This is a genomic window from Streptomyces gottesmaniae (genome assembly GCF_031845845.1).
Lineage (GTDB): Bacteria > Actinomycetota > Actinomycetes > Streptomycetales > Streptomycetaceae > Streptomyces > Streptomyces akebiae.
In genome coordinates this window covers 68,095-84,204 of the sequence record NZ_JAVRFJ010000017.1, presented here as the reverse complement: position 1 = coordinate 84,204, position 16,110 = coordinate 68,095, and the positions used below count along the sequence as shown (strand labels likewise).

The 16,110-nt window shown below is 70.8% G+C and carries 13 protein-coding genes; 6 read left to right on the top strand and 7 right to left on the bottom strand.

Going from position 1 to position 16,110, the window contains the following annotated elements; all coding sequences use genetic code 11:
* Positions 1-15 precede the first annotated feature (15 nt).
* The 4 genes from iolD to iolC are packed head-to-tail and all read right to left on the bottom strand — an operon-like array spanning position 16 to position 4,642.
* Positions 16-1,923, bottom strand: a complete 1,908-nt coding sequence (gene iolD, locus RM704_RS20500; RefSeq protein ID WP_033531345.1) for a 3D-(3,5/4)-trihydroxycyclohexane-1,2-dione acylhydrolase (decyclizing) — start codon at positions 1,921-1,923, stop codon at positions 16-18.
* Positions 1,920-2,768, bottom strand: coding sequence for a 5-deoxy-glucuronate isomerase (gene iolB, locus RM704_RS20495; RefSeq protein ID WP_033531344.1), 849 nt, complete (start codon positions 2,766-2,768; stop codon positions 1,920-1,922). Before iolB ends, iolD begins: the two co-directional genes overlap by 4 nt.
* 6 nt (positions 2,769-2,774) lie before the next feature.
* On the bottom strand, positions 2,775-3,647 hold the full coding sequence (locus RM704_RS20490) for a Cgl0159 family (beta/alpha)8-fold protein (RefSeq protein WP_033531418.1): 873 nt from the start codon (positions 3,645-3,647) through the stop codon (positions 2,775-2,777).
* A 44-nt stretch (positions 3,648-3,691) separates the two neighbouring features.
* Positions 3,692-4,642 carry a 5-dehydro-2-deoxygluconokinase gene (gene iolC / locus RM704_RS20485; RefSeq protein ID WP_033531343.1) on the bottom strand — a complete coding sequence of 317 codons (951 nt, stop codon included), beginning with the start codon at positions 4,640-4,642 and terminating at the stop codon, positions 3,692-3,694.
* 125 nt (positions 4,643-4,767) lie between these two features.
* Between iolC and RM704_RS20480 the strand changes: the two genes are divergently transcribed.
* The 3 genes from RM704_RS20480 (at position 4,768) to RM704_RS20470 (ending at position 6,882) form a co-directional block, all read left to right on the top strand.
* Positions 4,768-5,685 (top strand): sugar phosphate isomerase/epimerase family protein, encoded by a 918-nt coding sequence (locus RM704_RS20480; protein ID WP_033531342.1) that lies wholly within the window; start codon positions 4,768-4,770, stop codon positions 5,683-5,685.
* A gap of 348 nt (positions 5,686-6,033) precedes the next feature.
* Positions 6,034-6,237 carry a helix-turn-helix transcriptional regulator gene (locus tag RM704_RS20475; RefSeq protein ID WP_033531341.1) on the top strand — a complete coding sequence of 68 codons (204 nt, stop codon included), beginning with the start codon at positions 6,034-6,036 and terminating at the stop codon, positions 6,235-6,237.
* A 69-nt stretch (positions 6,238-6,306) separates the two neighbouring features.
* Positions 6,307-6,882 (top strand): GNAT family N-acetyltransferase, encoded by a 576-nt coding sequence (locus tag RM704_RS20470; protein WP_033531340.1) that lies wholly within the window; start codon positions 6,307-6,309, stop codon positions 6,880-6,882.
* Positions 6,883-6,923: 41 nt separating this feature from the next.
* Here RM704_RS20470 and RM704_RS20465 read toward each other — a convergent pair whose 3' ends face one another.
* Positions 6,924-7,967, bottom strand: coding sequence for a zinc-dependent alcohol dehydrogenase family protein (locus tag RM704_RS20465; RefSeq protein ID WP_033531339.1), 1,044 nt, complete (start codon positions 7,965-7,967; stop codon positions 6,924-6,926).
* Between the two features lie 142 nt (positions 7,968-8,109).
* Positions 8,110-10,344 carry an MMPL family transporter gene (locus RM704_RS20460; protein ID WP_033531338.1) on the bottom strand — a complete coding sequence of 745 codons (2,235 nt, stop codon included), beginning with the start codon at positions 10,342-10,344 and terminating at the stop codon, positions 8,110-8,112.
* A gap of 359 nt (positions 10,345-10,703) precedes the next feature.
* On the opposite strand from RM704_RS20460, the gene RM704_RS20455 reads away from it, so the two are divergent.
* The 3 genes from RM704_RS20455 (at position 10,704) to RM704_RS20445 (ending at position 13,994) form a co-directional block, all read left to right on the top strand.
* Entirely contained in the window at positions 10,704-11,285 is a 582-nt protein-coding gene (locus RM704_RS20455; RefSeq protein ID WP_052146463.1) for a TetR/AcrR family transcriptional regulator, read from the top strand.
* 143 nt (positions 11,286-11,428) lie between these two features.
* Positions 11,429-11,668 (top strand): heavy-metal-associated domain-containing protein, encoded by a 240-nt coding sequence (locus RM704_RS20450; protein ID WP_033531337.1) that lies wholly within the window; start codon positions 11,429-11,431, stop codon positions 11,666-11,668.
* A 37-nt stretch (positions 11,669-11,705) separates the two neighbouring features.
* A complete protein-coding gene (locus RM704_RS20445; RefSeq protein WP_033531336.1) occupies positions 11,706-13,994 on the top strand; it encodes a heavy metal translocating P-type ATPase in 2,289 nt (762 codons plus the stop codon).
* A gap of 778 nt (positions 13,995-14,772) precedes the next feature.
* On the opposite strand, the gene RM704_RS20440 is transcribed toward RM704_RS20445, so the two are convergent.
* The gene (locus RM704_RS20440) at positions 14,773-16,062 is read right to left on the bottom strand and encodes a citrate synthase (RefSeq protein WP_033531335.1); all 1,290 of its coding nucleotides are present in this window, start codon (positions 16,060-16,062) and stop codon (positions 14,773-14,775) included.
* Positions 16,063-16,110 lie beyond the last annotated feature (48 nt).

Genomic DNA, 16,110 nt, shown 5'->3' with positions numbered 1-16,110 from the left:
CCAGAAACTCCTTGCTTACAGATGGCGGCGTCGGGTTGAGACGTGCCGGTCGTACTCCTCGCGTGCCTTGACCGCCGACGCGCGCGTCGCGGTCTCGGCCACAGGTACATCCCACCAGGCCTGCGCGGGAGGCGGGCCCGACACTGTGTCTGCCGTTTCGGTCTCCACGTAGACACATGTGGGAGTGTCGGCCGCCCGTGCCTCGGCGAGGGCGGCGCGCAGGTCACGGACCGTCTTGGCGCGCAGGACGCGCATGCCGAGACTGGCCGCGTTGGCGGCGAGGTCCACGGGCAGCGGGGTGCCCGTGAACGTGCCGTCGTCGGGGTTGCGGTGCCGGTAGGCGGTGCCGAACCGCTCGCCGCCGACCGACTCGGAGAGGCCGCCGATGGAGGCGTACCCGTGGTTCTGCACCAGCAGCACCTTGATCGGGACGTTCTCCTGGACCGCCGTGACGATCTCGGTCGGCATCATCAGATACGTGCCGTCGCCGACCAGCGCCCACACGGGGCGCCCGGGAGCGGCCATCCGGACACCGATCGCGGCCGGGATCTCGTACCCCATGCAGGAGTAACCGTACTCCAGGTGGTACTGGTCCCGGGATCGCGTGCGCCACAGTTTGTGCAGGTCACCGGGGAGCGAACCGGCCGCGTTGATGAGGATGTCGGACTCGTCGACGAGCTCGTCGAGCAGGCCGAGCACCTGGGCCTGGGTCGGCCGGGTGTCCGGTTCGTCGGCCTCGTAGCAGGCGTCGACGCGGTGCTCCCAGCGCTGCTTGTCCTCCGCGTACTCGGCGACGTACGCGTCCGCGACCCGGTGGCCGTGCATCTCCAGCGCCTCGGAGAGCGCCTCCAGCCCCGCCCGCGCGTCCGCGATCAGCGGCAGCCCGGAGAGCTTGTGGCCGTCGTGGGGCGCGATGTTGAGGTTGAGGAAGCGGACACCGTCGGCGGCGAAGAGAGTGCCGGACGCGGTGGTGAAGTCCGTGTAGCGGGTGCCGACACCGATCACCAGGTCGGCGGTGCGGGCCAGTTCGTTGGCGGTCGCCGTGCCGGTGTGGCCGATGCCGCCCACGTCCTGCGGGTGGTCGAAGCGGAGGGAGCCCTTGCCGGCCTGGGTGGAGGCGACGGGGATGCCGGTGGCGCCGGCCAGTTCGGCGAGCGCCTCCTCCGCGCGGGCGTGGTGGACACCGCCGCCGGCGACGATCAGCGGGCGGCGGGCCGCGCGGATCGCGTCGATCGCGGTGGCCAGTTCGGCGACGTCCGCCGCCGGGCGGCGCACGTTCCAGGTCCGCTCGGCGAAGAACTCCGCCGGCCAGTCGTACGCCTCCGCCTGCACGTCCTGCGGCAGGGCGAGGGTCACCGCGCCCGTCTCCACCGGGTCCGTGAGCACACGCATCGCCTGCAGCGCGGCCGGGATCAGCGCCTCGGGGCGGGTGATCCGGTCGAAGTACCTGGAGACCGGGCGCAGGGTGTCGTTGACGCTGATGTCGCCCGCGTACGGCACTTCGAGCTGCTGGAGGACCGGGTCCGCGGGGCGGGTGGCGAAGATGTCGCCGGGGAGCAGCAGCACCGGGAGGTGGTTGATCGTGGCGAGGGCGGCGCCGGTGACCAGGTTGGTGGCGCCGGGGCCGATGGACGTCGTCACCGCGTGCGTCGACAGCCGGTTCGACTGCCGGGCGTAGCCGACGGCCGCGTGGACCATCGACTGCTCGTTGCGGCCCTGGAGGTACGGCATGTCGTCGGCGTACTCGACCAGCGCCTGGCCGAGCCCCGCGACGTTGCCGTGGCCGAAGATGCCCCAGGTGGCGCCGATCAGCCGCCGCCGCTCGCCGTCGCGCTCGGTGTACTGGGCGGCGAGGAAGCGGACCAGCGCCTGGGCCACCGTGAGGCGGGTGGTGGTCGCGGCCGTGGTCGTGGTCGGGCTCATCGGTACCCCTCCGTGTGGTCGGGGTGGAAGCAGATCTGCCACTTCCGCTCGGGGCCGGGGCCCGCCATCACGTTCAGGTAGTACATGCTGTGGCCGGGCTGCGCGATGGACGGGCCGTGCCAGCCGTCGGGTACGAGTACCGCGTCACCGGAACGGACCTCGGCGAGCACCTCGGCGCCGCCCTCACGGGAGGGCGACACCCGCTGGTAGCCGAAGCCGTGCGGGCCGTCGATCTCGAAGTAGTAGATCTCCTCCAGCTCGGTCTCCTCCCCCGGCCGGTTCTCGTCGTGCTTGTGCGGCGGGTACGAGGACCAGTTGCCGCCGGGGGTGATGACCTCGACGGTGATCAGCTTGTCGCACTCGAAGGCGTCGGCGGAGGCGAAGTTGCGCACCTGGCGGGCGCAGGTGCCGCTGCCCCGTTCCTCCACGGGGACCTCCGGCGCGGGGCCGTAACGAGCGGGGAGTCGTCGCTCGCACTTCGCTCCTGCCAAAGCGAAGCGGCCTCCCGCGCCGGAGGCGATCTGTACCCGGGCGTCACGGGGCGCGTACACGAAGTCGGAGACTCCGGCGAACACGCTCTCCCTGCCCAGGATCTGAAACTCCGTGACCCGGCCACCGTCTGAATTGCCCGGTTCCTCCGACACCTGAACCGTACAACCGCCGTTGAGGGACAGCACGATCCATTCACTGTCCTCGGTCGCGAACGTGTGCGAGCCGCCCGGCTCCAACTCCACGACGCGCAGGCTGCTGTGGGTCCAGCCGGCCCGCTCGGGGTCGATGTCCACGGCGTACCGGGCGGTCGCGGTGGCGCCCTTGGGTACGTACAGCTCGGTCTTGTGTGTCATGCGGCCTCACAACAGTCCGACGGCGGTGTCCACGGCGGCGGTCACGTCGTCGTCCGCCGGGTAGAGCAGCGAGCGGCCGACCACCAGTCCCTGCACGGTGGGCAGTTGCAGCGCGCCGCGCCACTTCTCGTACGCGCCCTCCTGGTCCTCGCCGACGTCGCCGCCGAGCAGGACGGCGGGCAGCGTCGAGGTCTCCATGACGCGGGCCATGTCGTCGGGGTTGTCGGTGACGGGCACCTTCAGCCAGGTGTACGCCGAGGTGCCGCCGAGCCCGGCCGCTATGGCGATCGACTTGGTGACCGCTTCGGCGCTCAGGTCGTTCCTGACCTTGCCGGTGACCGGGTCGCGGCGGCTGATGAACGGCTCGACGAACACGGGGAGTCCGCGCTCGGCCATGGCGTCCACGGCACGGGCGGTGGACTCCAGGGTGGTGAGGGAGCCGGGGTCGTCGTAGTCGACGCGCAGCAGGAGCTTGCCGGCGTCGAAGCCGAGGCGCTCCATGTCCTCGGGGCGGTGGCCGGTGAAGCGGTCGTCCAGTTCGAAGCTGGCGCCCGCGAGGCCGCCCCGGTTCATCGAGCCCATGACGACCTTGCCGTCGAGAGCGCCGAGGAGGAGCAGGTCGTCGAGGATGTCGGCGGTCGCGAGGACGCCGTCCACACCGGGGCGTGACAGGGCCAGGCACAGTCGTTCGAGGAGGTCGGCGCGGTTCGCCATGGCGAGCTTGCGGTCACCGACGGAGAGGGCGCCACGGGCCGGGTGGTCGGCGGCGACGATCATCAGCCGGCCGGAGTCACCGATCAGGGGGCGCCGGACACGGCGGGCGGCGGCCTCGGCGATCGCCTCGGGGTGGTGGACCCGGGTGCGGACGAGGGCGGACACGTCGACGCGGCCGGGGCCGAGGGGACCCGCCGGGCGGGTGGCGGTCACAGCACCGCTCCCGCCGCGACCGCTGCCTCGATCTCTTCCACGGTCGGCATCGCGGAGGAGCACTCCAGGCGGGAGGCGACGATCGCGCCGGCCGCGTTGGCGTACCGCATGATCTTCTCCAGGTCCCAGCCTTCGAGCAGGCCGTGGCAGAGGGAACCGCCGAAGGCGTCACCGGCGCCGAGGCCGTTGAGAACGTCGACGGGCAGGGGCGGGACCTCGGCGGACTCGCCCTTGGCGTTGACCGCGAGGACACCCTTCGGCCCCTGCTTGACGACCGCCAGTTCGACTCCGGCGTCGAGCAGGGCGCGGGCGGCCGCCTGCGGCTCGCGGACACCGGTGGCGACCTCGACCTCGTCCAGGTTGCCGACGGCGACGGTGGTGTGCCGCAGTGCCTCTTCGTAGAAGGGGCGGGCCTCGGCCGGGTCGGACCAGAACATGGGGCGCCAGTCGAGGTCGAAGACCGTCGTGCCCGTCCTGGCCCGGTGGGCGAGCGCGGCGAGCGTCGCCGTACGGCTGGGCTCCTCGCTCAGGCCCGTGCCGGTCACCCAGAAGATCCGGGTGGCCGCGATGGCGTCGAGGTCCAGCTCGTGGGCGTCGATCTCCAGGTCCGGGGCCTTGGGACGCCGGTAGAAGTAGAGCGGGAAGTCGTCCGGCGGGAAGACCTCGCAGAAGGTGATCGGGGTCGCGAGGCCCGGGACCGGGGTGACCCAGCGGTCGTCCACACCGAAGTCGCGCAGCGCCTGGTGGAGGTAGTCGCCGAAGGGGTCCTCACCGGTGCGGGTGATGACGGCGGTGGAGCGGCCGAGACGGGACGCGGCCACCGCCACGTTCGTCGCCGAGCCGCCGAGGAACTTCCCGAAGGACGTCACCTGCGGCAGCGGGACCCCCGTCTGCAACGGGTAGAGATCCACACCGATCCGCCCCATGGTGATCAGGTCGTACGCCATCGAGTTCCCTTCACGCGCCGGTTCCCGTCAAGGTCTAGTCGCGTCGGAGCGACCCTGTCAATACTTTGTCCAGACATTCGGACTACCTATTGACACCCTCAGGTTCGAGGCTGAAGCTGACTCCCATGACGTCGATGTCCCCTCAGTCCTCACTCTCGCGCATCCGAGTCGGCTCGGCGCCCGACTCCTGGGGCGTCTGGTTCCCCGACGACCCCCAGCAGGTCCCCTGGCAGCGCTTCCTCGACGAGGTCGCCGCCTCCGGCTACGAATGGATCGAGCTGGGTCCGTACGGCTATCTGCCGACCGATCCGGCGGTCCTCGCCGAGGAGACGGCCAAACGCGGCCTGAAAGTGTCGGCCGGCACGGTCTTCACCGGGTTGCACCACGGTCCGGAAGTCTGGGAGAAGACCTGGGCGCACGTGGCCGACAACGCGGTCCTCGCACAGGCCATGGGTGCCAAGCACCTCGTCGTCATCCCGTCGTTCTGGCGGGACGACAAGACGGGCAAGGTGCTGGAGCCCAGCGAACTGACCGTCGAGCAGTGGCGGCACCTCACGCAGCTGACCGAGCGGCTCGGGCGGGAGGTGCGGGAGAAGTACGGCCTCCAGATCGTCGTCCACCCGCACGCCGACACCCACATCGACAGTGAGGAGAACGTCGTCCGCTTCCTGGACGGCACCGACTCCTCGGTGGTGTCGCTCTGCCTCGACACCGGGCACTACGCCTACTGCGGCGGCGACAGCGTCAAGCTGATCGAGACCTACGGCGAGCGCATCGGGTATCTGCACCTCAAGCAGGTCGACCCCGAGATCCTGGCCGACGTCCGCGCGAACGAGATCCCGTTCGGCCCGGCCGTGGCCAAGGGTGTGATGTGCGAGCCGCCCAAGGGTGTGCCCGAGCTGGGGCCGGTGCTGGCCGCCGCCGCGAAGCTGGACGTGGACCTGTTCGCCATCGTCGAGCAGGACATGTATCCGTGCGAGCCGGACGCTCCGCTGCCGATCGCCCAGCGGACCAGGGCGTTCCTGAGGTCCTGCGGCGCGTAGTCGCCCCCCTGGGGCCGGGCGTCGAGAACAGCCGAGAGGCGTCGGGGAACTGCGGGTCGCCGCCGGGCCGCTGGTGGTCCGTGGCCGGTCGCGCGGTTCCCCGCGCCCCGGAAGGGCGAAGCCGCCGGGCCCTCGTCATGAGGCGCTCGGCACGCGCGTCACAAAAGTCGCCTTTCTGTCACGGGTGTCACGTGTAGGCGAGTCTTTCGTCACACGTGGCACACGGAGCCTCGCGCCGATCACCGAGGGTCGTTGGACGGTCGCAAGTCTGTGATCGCCAGCGCAGTGCCCGGCGCCCCCTACGGTCCTCCCGGCCGTCGCCGCGGTGCGCGCAGGGAGGTGCCACTGATGACGACCGAGCGACTCCTCTGGTCGTACAAGGACATCGCGGCGCACATCCGTGTGCAGCCCGACACCGTCCGCTCGTACCGCAAACACGGCCTGCTGCCGCCGCCGGACCAGGTGGAGGGCGGCAAGCCCTACTGGTACCCCGACACCATCCGCGCCTGGGTCGCCTCCAGACCGGGCAACCGGGGGCGCAGGGTCGAGTGAGCGGGTCCCGTTCCTCGTCGCTTCGCTTATTGACTTGTCCCCGGGTCCTCGGCTGTCGAGGATCCGGGGATGAGTTTTTCCGTCAAACCCGTGCTCACCGGTGAGAGGGCCCTACTGCGGCCGTTCACCGAGGACGACGCGACCGTGATGGCGCGGATCCTGGCCGACCCGGAGGTCCTCCGCCTCACCGGCAGCGCGACCGAGGAGTTCGGACCGGACCGGCTGCGCGCCTGGTACGGCAGCCGCGGTGCGCAGAACGACCGGCTCGACCTCGGCATCGTGGACCGGGCGAGCGGTGTGTTGGTGGGCGAGACCGTGCTCAATGACTGGGACGAGGCCAACCGCAGCTGCTGCTTCCGGATCCTGATCGGGCCCGGCGGGCGGAACAAGGGACTGGGTACGGAGGCCGTGCGGCTGACGGTCGGGCATGCCTTCGAGGGGCTCGGGCTGCACCGCGTGTCGCTGTACGTCTTCACCCACAACCCCCGGGCCCGGCGCGCCTACGAGAAGGTCGGGTTCGTGGCCGAGGGGGTCGAGCGGCAGGCGCTGTGGCAGGACGGGCGGTGGATCGACGCCGTGCGGATGTCGCTGCTCGCGCCGGAGTGGGCCGCGCATCGGGGGTGGCCCGAGCCGCGGGCGGGGTGACGGGCGAGGAGGGCCGGGGTGGACGAACCGCCCCCGCCACATCAACTCCACGGTTCGATGACCGTCACTCCGCTGCCGGGCGCCGTGCCCATCGCGGCGAGCGCGGCCGGGGCCGCGTCCAGCCCGATCGTCGCGGTCACCAGGAGGTCGGGGCGCAGGACGCCCGCTTCCACCAGCTTCAACATCGTGGGGTAGGCGTGGGCCGCCATGCCGTGGCTGCCCAGGAGTTCCAGCTCCAGGGCGATCGCGCGGGCCATGGGGACGGGGGTGGTGCCCGTCTCGGAGGGAAGCAGCCCCACCTGGATGTGGCGGCCCCGGCGGCGGAGGCCGTTGACGGAGGCCGCGCAGGTGGCCGGGGCGCCGAGCGCGTCCAGGGAGAGGTGGGCGCCGCCGCCGGTGAGGTCGCGGACCGCTTCGGCCGTGTCCTCGACCGCCGAGGCGTCCACGCAGTGCGCCGCCCCGAACTTCCGGGCCAGGTCCAGAGCCCGGGGCGATACGTCGACGGCGATCACACGGGCTCCGGACGCCGCCGCCACCATCACCGCGGAGAGGCCCACCCCGCCGCAGCCGTGGACGGCGACCCACTCCCCCGCCGCGACGCGGCCCTGCGCCACCACCGCGCGGAACGCCGTGGCGAAGCGGCAGCCGAGGGAGGCCGCCGTGCCGTACGACAGCTCGTCGGGCAGCGCCACCAGGTTCACGTCGGCGTGGTCCAGGGCGACGTACTCGGCGAACGAGCCCCAGTGGGTGAAGCCCGGCTGTGTCTGCCGCTCGCACACCTGTTGGTCACCGGCCGCGCAGGCGGCGCAGGTACCGCAGGCGCACACGAACGGAACGGTGATCCGGTCCCCGGGGCGCCAGCCCGTCACCGCCGCGCCGGTGGCCTCCACGACCCCGGCCAGTTCATGGCCGGGGACGTGCGGCAGCGTGATGTCGGGGTCGTGGCCCTGCCAGCCGTGCCAGTCGCTGCGGCAGAGGCCTGTCGCCTCGACCCGGACGACGACGCCGTGAGGGGCCGGGGTGGGGGTCGGGACGTCTCTTACCGTGGCCGCCTCTCCGAACTGCTCGAACACGACTGCGCGCATGTGCCCCACCCTTCGATCCGCGGCCGGTGATCACCGCCGGCCCCGGCCAGCATCGCACCGCCCCCAAGCGTCCGTCCGGTGGGGGCTGGTCGCGCGGTCCCCCGCGGCCCCGGCCGGCCTACGGCCTTTCGGGCCTGCGGCTTCAGGAGCCGGAACGGGAGGCGACCGGCTCCGGTATCGGCTCGGCGCTCGGCTCCGGTACAGGGGTGGACTCCCCCTCGCTCAGGCCGAACCGCTCGTGGAACCGCCGCAGCGGGGCCGGAGCCCACCACGTCGCCCGGCCCGTGAGACGCATGACCGCGGGGACCAGGAGACTGCGGATGACCATGGCGTCCATGAGGACGGCGAGGGCTATGCCGAGGCCGAGCATCTTGGTGTTGGTGACCCGGGAGGTGCCTATGGCGATCATGACGACGGCGAGGATGACGGCGGCGGCGGTGATCAGGCCCCCGGTGCGCTGGAGGCCGAAACGGACCGAGGCGGTGTGATCGCCGGTGTGGTCGTACTCCTCCTTGATGCGGGAGAGCAGGAACACGCCGTAGTCCATGGAGAGTCCGAAGGCCACGCAGAACATCAGGACCGGCAGGGTCGTCTCTATGGAGCCGGGGCTGGTGAAGGCGAGCAGGCCGGAGAGGTGGCCGTCCTGGAAGACCCACACCAGCGCGCCGAACATCGCCGTCAGGCTGAGGGCGTTCAGCAGGACCGCCTGGAGGGGGATCAGCACGCTGCCGGTGAGCAGGAAGACCAGGATCAGGGTGACGATCGCGATGAAGGAGAGGGCCCAGGGCAGGCCGTCGCCTATCGCCGCCTTGGTGTCGACCAGGACCGCCGCCGTGCCCGTCACCGAGGTGTCGAACGGGGCGTCCATGGCCCTGATGTCCTCCACCAGACGCTGCGCGCCCTCGTCGACCGCCTCGCCCTTCGGCTGCACGGTGAAGTGGGCCCAGTCGCCCTCGACCAGGGGCCCCTCCACCCGGAGCACCTCGGGGAGATCCGCTAGCCGCTCCTTGTAGGCGGTGTACTCCGCCTTCGTCGCCTCGCCTTCCGCCAGGACGTCCAGGCCGCCTCCCGGAGTGCCCGGGAAGCCCTCGCGAAGGTGCTGTTGGACGACGTGCGACTCGGCGGTGGCGGGGAGCTGGCGGTCGTCGGCCGTGCCGAACTTCACTCCCAGGAAGGGGAGGCCGAGGAGGAGCAGCCCGGCGGTCGTGGCGATGGCGAAGTAGGGCGCGCGGCGCATGACGAGGGCTGCCGTGCGGCCCCAGGCGGCGCCTTCCTCCACGTCCGGGGAGTCACCGCCCCCGCTCCGCGCCTTGCGTCGCTTGAACAGCTTGCGCAGGTCCAGGGCGTTGACGCGGTCGCCCAGGAGGACGAGCGCCGCCGGGAGGAGGATCAGGGCCGCTGCCGCCGCCAGGAGGACCACCGCGATGCCCGCGTAGGCGAAGGACTTCAGGAAGTACTGCGGGAAGACCATCATCGCGGCGAGGGAGACGGCGACCGTGAGGGCGGAGAAGAGGACCGTGCGGCCGGCCGTGCGCAGGGTGGTGGCGACGGCCGTCAGGGAGTCGGCGCCGGTGGACAGTTCCTCACGGAAGCGGCGCACGATGAACAGGGCGTAGTCGATCGCGAGGCCCAGGCCCATGGCCGTGGTGAGGTTCAGGGCGAAGACCGAGACGTCGGTGACCTCGGTGAGGCCGCGCAGGATCGCGTTGGTGCCGAGGATCGCGACGATGCCCACGCCGAGCGGCAGCAGGGCGGCGACCGCGCTGCCGAAGACCATGACCAGCAGGACGAGGGTCACCGGCAGGGCGATCATCTCGGCCCGCAGCAGGTCCTCCTGGATGATCGTCTGCATCTCGTGGCGCACGGCGAGGATGCCGCCGACCTTGACGTCGACCGGCCCGTGCGTGCCGCGGAGTTCGGGGGCGATGCGGTCCAGGGTCTTGTTCATGGCCGTGTCGTCGCCGGTGAGGCGGGCCGCTATCAGCGCCTCGCTCCCGTCCTCCGAGCGCAGCGTCGGGGCGCCCGTCCGCCAGTAGGAGCCGACGCCCGTGACGCCCTTCTCGGCGGCCAGCCGCTCGGTCAGCTTCCTCGCCTCGGCGGCGACGGCCGGGTCGTCGACCGAGGCCTCGCCGGCGTCGACCAGCAGCAGGAAGTTCGGCTGGGAGTCGGGGAACTCGCGCTCCAGGGCCTTGGTGGCGTAGGTGGACTGGGCGGCCGGGTCCTCCCAGCCGCCGCTGCCGAGACGGTCGGCCACATCGCTGCCCGCCACGACGGCGAGGGCGGTGAGCACCAGGGCGACGAGCAGGGAGAGGCGGGGGCGGGCGGTCACGAACCGGGTCCAGCCTCCCCGTCGGGGTGGCCGGTTGACTTCGGTCATGGTGCGGTGTCCCCTTCATCCGACTCACTGTGATCCGTGCTGTGCGCAGCCGGGCAGCAGCGAAGCGCCGAGCCATACACTGGCAAACACGAGAGATCGCTCGCGTTTCTCAAGAATGCGAGCGACCACTCGTGTTTGTCAATGACGTCCGGAAAGCTGGGGATAACCGCGTGCCCACCCACCAGGAGAAGGAACAGCCCCGGGCCGAGGAGCCGCGCCGGGCCGAGGAGCCGTCCCGATCCGCCGAAGAGCCGCCTCGGACCGAAGAGCCGCCTCGGACCGAGGAGTCGCGCCGGGCCGAAGAGCCGTCCCGATCCAAGGAGCAGCCGCGCCGCCGTCAAGCGCGCGGCGAGCGCCGCATCGCCCAGCTCCTCGAAGCGGCGGCCTCCGTGTTCTGCTCGACCGGCTACACCGCCGCCAGCACCAACGCCATCGCCCGTGAGGCCGGGGTCTCGCCGGGCACGCTGTACCAGTTCTTCCCGAACAAGGAAGCGATCGCGATCGAGCTGAGCGAGCGGCTCATGGTCGAGATGCGCGAGACGTACGGCGAGGCGCTCGCCCCGGTGGATCCGGCGACCCCGCTGGAGACGGCCGTGGCCGCCGCCGTCGACCGTTTCATCGACTTCAACTGCCGCCACCCGGTGGTCTACACGCTGATGCACGGCCCGGACGTCCCCGGCCGGATCGCCGAGCAGCACGACGCCCTGCACACGGCCCTGGTCGCGCGGATCGAGGCGCTGCTCACCCCCCTCCTGCCCGGCACACCGGCCGCCGACATCACGCGCACCGCGCACGTCTGCATGGCCATGTACAAGGCCGGCCTGGAGCTGGTGCTCAGCCGCGAGGGCACGGAGCGCGAGGCCTACATCCAGGAGCTGAAGAACATCCTGCTCCGCTACCTGGAACCCCTGGTGGGCGATCGCCCGCCCACCGGCCCCTAGAGCCCCCCGCGCCCCGCCTCTCCAAGCGGCCCCCTCTTGGATTCATACCCCTAGGGGGTATAAAGTGGATGCCCTGAAGGGTTACCCGAGCCCGACACAGACCCCCTGCACCCCGATCCACCCGCCCGATGAGGAGTAACGACATGACCACCGAGACCGACACCCAGGGCTCCGTCACCGCCGTCTACAAGGTGAGCGGCATGAGCTGCGGACACTGCGAGGGCGCCGTTTCGGGCGAGATCACCCAGCTCGACGGCGTGTCCTCCGTGAAGGCCGTCGCCTCCACCGGCGAGGTCACCGTGGTCTCGGCCGCACCGCTCGACGAGGAGGCCGTGCGCGCCGCCGTCGACGAGGCGGGCTTCGAGCTGGTCGGCAAGGCCTGAGGCACCGAGCAGCACGGGCACAGGCACGGACACGGACATGACGAGCACCACGGCGGCAGCCGCCACGAGCGCCCCCGTCCACGAGGTCGAGCTGACCATCGGCGGAATGACCTGCGCCTCCTGCGCGGCCCGCGTCGAGAAGAAGCTCAACCGCCTGGACGGGGTCACCGCCTCGGTGAACTACGCGACGGAGAAGGCGAAGGTCGCCTACCCCTCGGGCATGGAGGTCGCCGACCTCATCGCCACCGTGGTGAAGACGGGTTACACGGCCGAGGAGCCACCACCCCCGGCCCCCGAGCGGACCGAGCGCGAGGAGCCCCTCCGGGCGGAGGAGGCGGACCCCGAGCTCGCCTCGCTGCGGCAGCGGCTCACCGTCTCGGCGCTGCTAGCCGTGCCCGTCACCCTCATGTCCATGGTCCCCGCCCTCCAGTTCGACAACTGGCAGTGGCTCTCACTGACGCTGGCAGCCCCCGTCGTCGTATGGGGCGGACTGCCCTTCCACCGGGCCGCGTTCACCAACCTCCGGCACGGCGCGGCCACGATGGACACGCTCGTCTCCGTCGGCACGCTCGCCGCCTTCGGCTGGTCCCTGTGGGCCCTCTTCCTGGGGCACGCGGGCATGCCGGGCATGCGGCACGGATTCGAGTTCACCGTCAGCCGCACGGCGGGCTCGTCGACGATCTATCTCGAAGTGGCCGCCGGGGTGGTCGCGTTCATCCTGCTCGGCCGCTATCTGGAGGCCCGTTCCAAGCGTCGCGCGGGCGCCGCGCTGAAGGCGCTGCTGAGGCTGGGCGCCAAGGACGTGTCGGTGCTCCGGCAGGGGCGGGAGGTGCGGCTCCCGGTCGGGCAGCTGGCCGTGGGCGACCGTTTCGTCGTACGCCCCGGGGAGAAGTTCGCCACCGACGGCACCGTCGTGGAGGGCGCCTCGGCCGTCGACGCGTCGATGCTGACCGGTGAGTCGGTGCCGGTGGACGTGACCGTCGGCGACGCCGTCACGGGCGCGACCGTGAACGCCGGCGGCCGGCTGGTCGTCGAGGCCACGAGGATCGGCGCGGACACCCAGCTGGCGCGGATGGCACGGCTGGTGGAGGACGCGCAGAACGGCAAGGCGGAGGTGCAGCGGCTCGCCGACCGGATCTCGGCTGTGTTCGTGCCGGTCGTCATCCTGATCGCGGTCGCCACCTTCGGCGCCTGGCTCGGCGCCACGGACGACCCCACCGCCGCGTTCACGGCGGCCGTCGCGGTGCTGATCATCGCGTGCCCGTGCGCGCTCGGCCTCGCCACCCCGACCGCCCTGCTGGTCGGTACCGGTCGCGGCGCCCAGCTCGGCATCCTCATCAAGGGCCCCGAGGTCCTGGAGTCCACCCGGCGCGTCGACACCGTCGTCCTGGACAAGACCGGCACCGTCACCACCGGCCGGATGACGCTCCAGCGGGTGCACGTCGCCGGTGACGCCCTCGGAGCCGATGGCGAAGACGGCGTCACCGAGGAGGGCGTGCTGCGCCTCGCGGGCGCCGTCGAGCACGCGTCCGAACACCCGGTGGGCCGGGCGATCGCCGCGGCCGCCGAGGAACGCGTGGGCGCGCTGCCGCCCGTCGAGCACTTCCAGAACCTGCCCGGGAGGGGCGTACGCGGCCTCGTGGAGGGCTGCGACGTCCAGGTTGGCCGGTTCCCCGGCCAGCCGCTCCCCGAGGCCCTGAAGGGCGCCAAGGAGGCCGCCGAGGACGCGGGACACACGGCGGTCGTCGTCCTGCGCGACGGAGTGGCACTCGGTGTCGTCACGGTCGCCGACGCGATCAAGGAGACCAGCGCCGAGGCGGTACGACGGCTGCGGGCGCTCGGGCTCACACCGATGCTGCTGACGGGGGACAACGAGCGCGTGGCCCGGTCCGTGGCCGCGGCGGTCGGCGTCTCCCCCGAGCACGTCATCGCCGAGGTGCTGCCCGAGGACAAGGTCGACGTCGTACGCCGGCTCCAGGGCGAGGGCCGTACGGTCGCGATGGTCGGCGACGGGGTCAACGACGCCGCCGCGCTGGCGGTGGCCGACCTGGGGCTCGCTCTGGGCACCGGGACGGACGCGGCGATCGAGGCCGGCGATCTGACGCTGGTGCGCGGGGACCTGCGGGTGGCCGCCGACGCCATCCGGCTGTCGCGACGGACCCTGTCCACGATCAAGGGCAATCTGGCCTGGGCCTTCGGATACAACGTGGCCGCGCTGCCGCTGGCCGCCGCCGGATTGCTCAACCCGATGATCGCGGGGGCGACTATGGCCTTTTCGTCCGTTTTCGTGGTAACGAACAGCTTGCGACTCAGGACATTTTCGTGACTGCCGGACGAAAGTCCCTCTAGAGTCCGGAAGCAGCCTCACATAAGCTCTTCACAAGGCTCGCGCATCATCCTTACGCTGGGACCTCGATCGCCGAATCGGGTCTCTTGTGCATCTTCAGGACATGACGCAAGAGACGCAGATCACAGTGTTGTGAACGTAACCACCGAAGGGGTTCGTGAGTCTAAGTTGGCGATGTCAGAAGCGTCTTGGGGGGCGTGACTGGCATCTGGGGATGTCTTGGGGGACGTTCCCGGAATTGCGTTGCCGGGGCACGTGCACCGGGGAGCTTTGAGCGGCCCTCCCGTACGTACGCGTCCCGGCAGACCGCACACCGCCGCACCACAGATGCATACAGGTAGGACGACGAGTTCTGCTCGTCGAGCTCAGCGATTCAGGCGCTGTGCCCACCAGACGCCCGGCCGGATCCCGTGGGGGGAATCCGCACCGGGACATGGGAAGGCGCCCTGCTCGCCGGCCCGTGGGGGGACCAGCGTTGCAGGGCGCCTTCTCCTATTTTTTGGCTCGGTTCGCCTCCGGGGCGCTTCAGCCTGTGTCGAGAAGCCGATCGTGCTCGACCCTTCGGGCCTCCGCGCGCTCGACTTCTCGACACAGGCGCGCCCCTTCGGCTCACTCGCTGTAGGGCGCCCTCTGCTGTAGCGAGGCACGTAGCGGGACTGCGCGTGACGGGACCGGCGAGGTACAGCGGAGGGGCCCGTACGGACGGCTCTCCGTACGGGCCCCTCTGCTGCTACAGGTCCTACAGGTACTCGGTCGTTCAGCGGGCCTCGACCGGGACGAAGTCGCGCTCGACGACGCCCGTGTAGATCTGGCGCGGGCGGCCGATGCGGGAGCCGGGCTCCTTGATCATCTCGTGCCACTGGGCGATCCAGCCCGGGAGGCGGCCGAGGGCGAAGAGGACCGTGAACATCTCGGTCGGGAAGCCCATGGCGCGGTAGATCAGACCCGTGTAGAAGTCCACGTTCGGGTAGAGGTTGCGCGAGACGAAGTAGTCGTCGGAGAGCGCGTGCTCCTCCAGCTTCAGCGCGATGTCCAGCAGCTCGTCGGACTTGCCGAGGGCCGAGAGGACGTCGTGCGCGGCAGCCTTGATGATCTTGGCGCGCGGGTCGAAGGACTTGTAGACCCGGTGGCCGAAGCCCATCAGGCGGACGCCGTCCTCCTTGTTCTTCACCTTGCGGATGAAGGAGTCGACATCGCCGCCGTTCGCCTGGATGCCCTCCAGCATCTCCAGCACGGACTGGTTGGCGCCGCCGTGCAGCGGGCCCCAGAGCGCGGAGATGCCGGCGGAGATCGAGGCGAACATGTTCGCCTGCGAGGAGCCGACCAGTCGGACCGTGGAGGTCGAACAGTTCTGCTCGTGGTCCGCGTGCAGGATCAGCAGCTTGTCGAGCGCGGAGACGACGACCGGGTCGAGGTCGTACTCCTGGGCCGGGACCGAGAAGGTCATGCGCAGGAAGTTCTCGACGTAACCGAGGTCGTTGCGCGGGTAGACGAACGGGTGACCGATCGACTTCTTGTACGCGTACGCCGCGATGGTCGGCAGCTTGGCGAGCAGGCGGATCGTGGAGAGGTTGCGCTGCCGCTCGTCGAACGGGTTGTGGCTGTCCTGGTAGAACGTCGACAGGGCGCTGACCACGGAGGAGAGCATCGCCATCGGGTGGGCGTCCCGAGGGAAGCCCCGGTAGAAGTTCTTGACGTCCTCGTGCAGCAGGGTGTGCTGCGTGATCTCGTTCTGGAACGTGGAGAGCTCGTCGACGGTCGGAAGCTCACCGTTGATCAGCAGGTACGCCACCTCCAGGAAGGTGGAGCGCTCGGCCAGCTGCTCGATCGGGTAGCCGCGGTACCGGAGGATGCCCTGCTCACCGTCGAGATAGGTGATGGCGGATTTATAGGCAGCGGTGTTCCCGTAGCCGCTGTCCAGGGTGACCAGACCGGTCTGGGCCCGGAGCTTCCCGATGTCGAAGCCCTTGTCGCCGACGGTGCTGTCGATCACCGGGTAGGTGTACTCGCCGTCGCCGTACCGCAGTACTACAGAGTTGTCGCTCACGTCATCCCTCACCGACGTAGTGCCTCTTCTTCGAGGTGCCCTGACTGT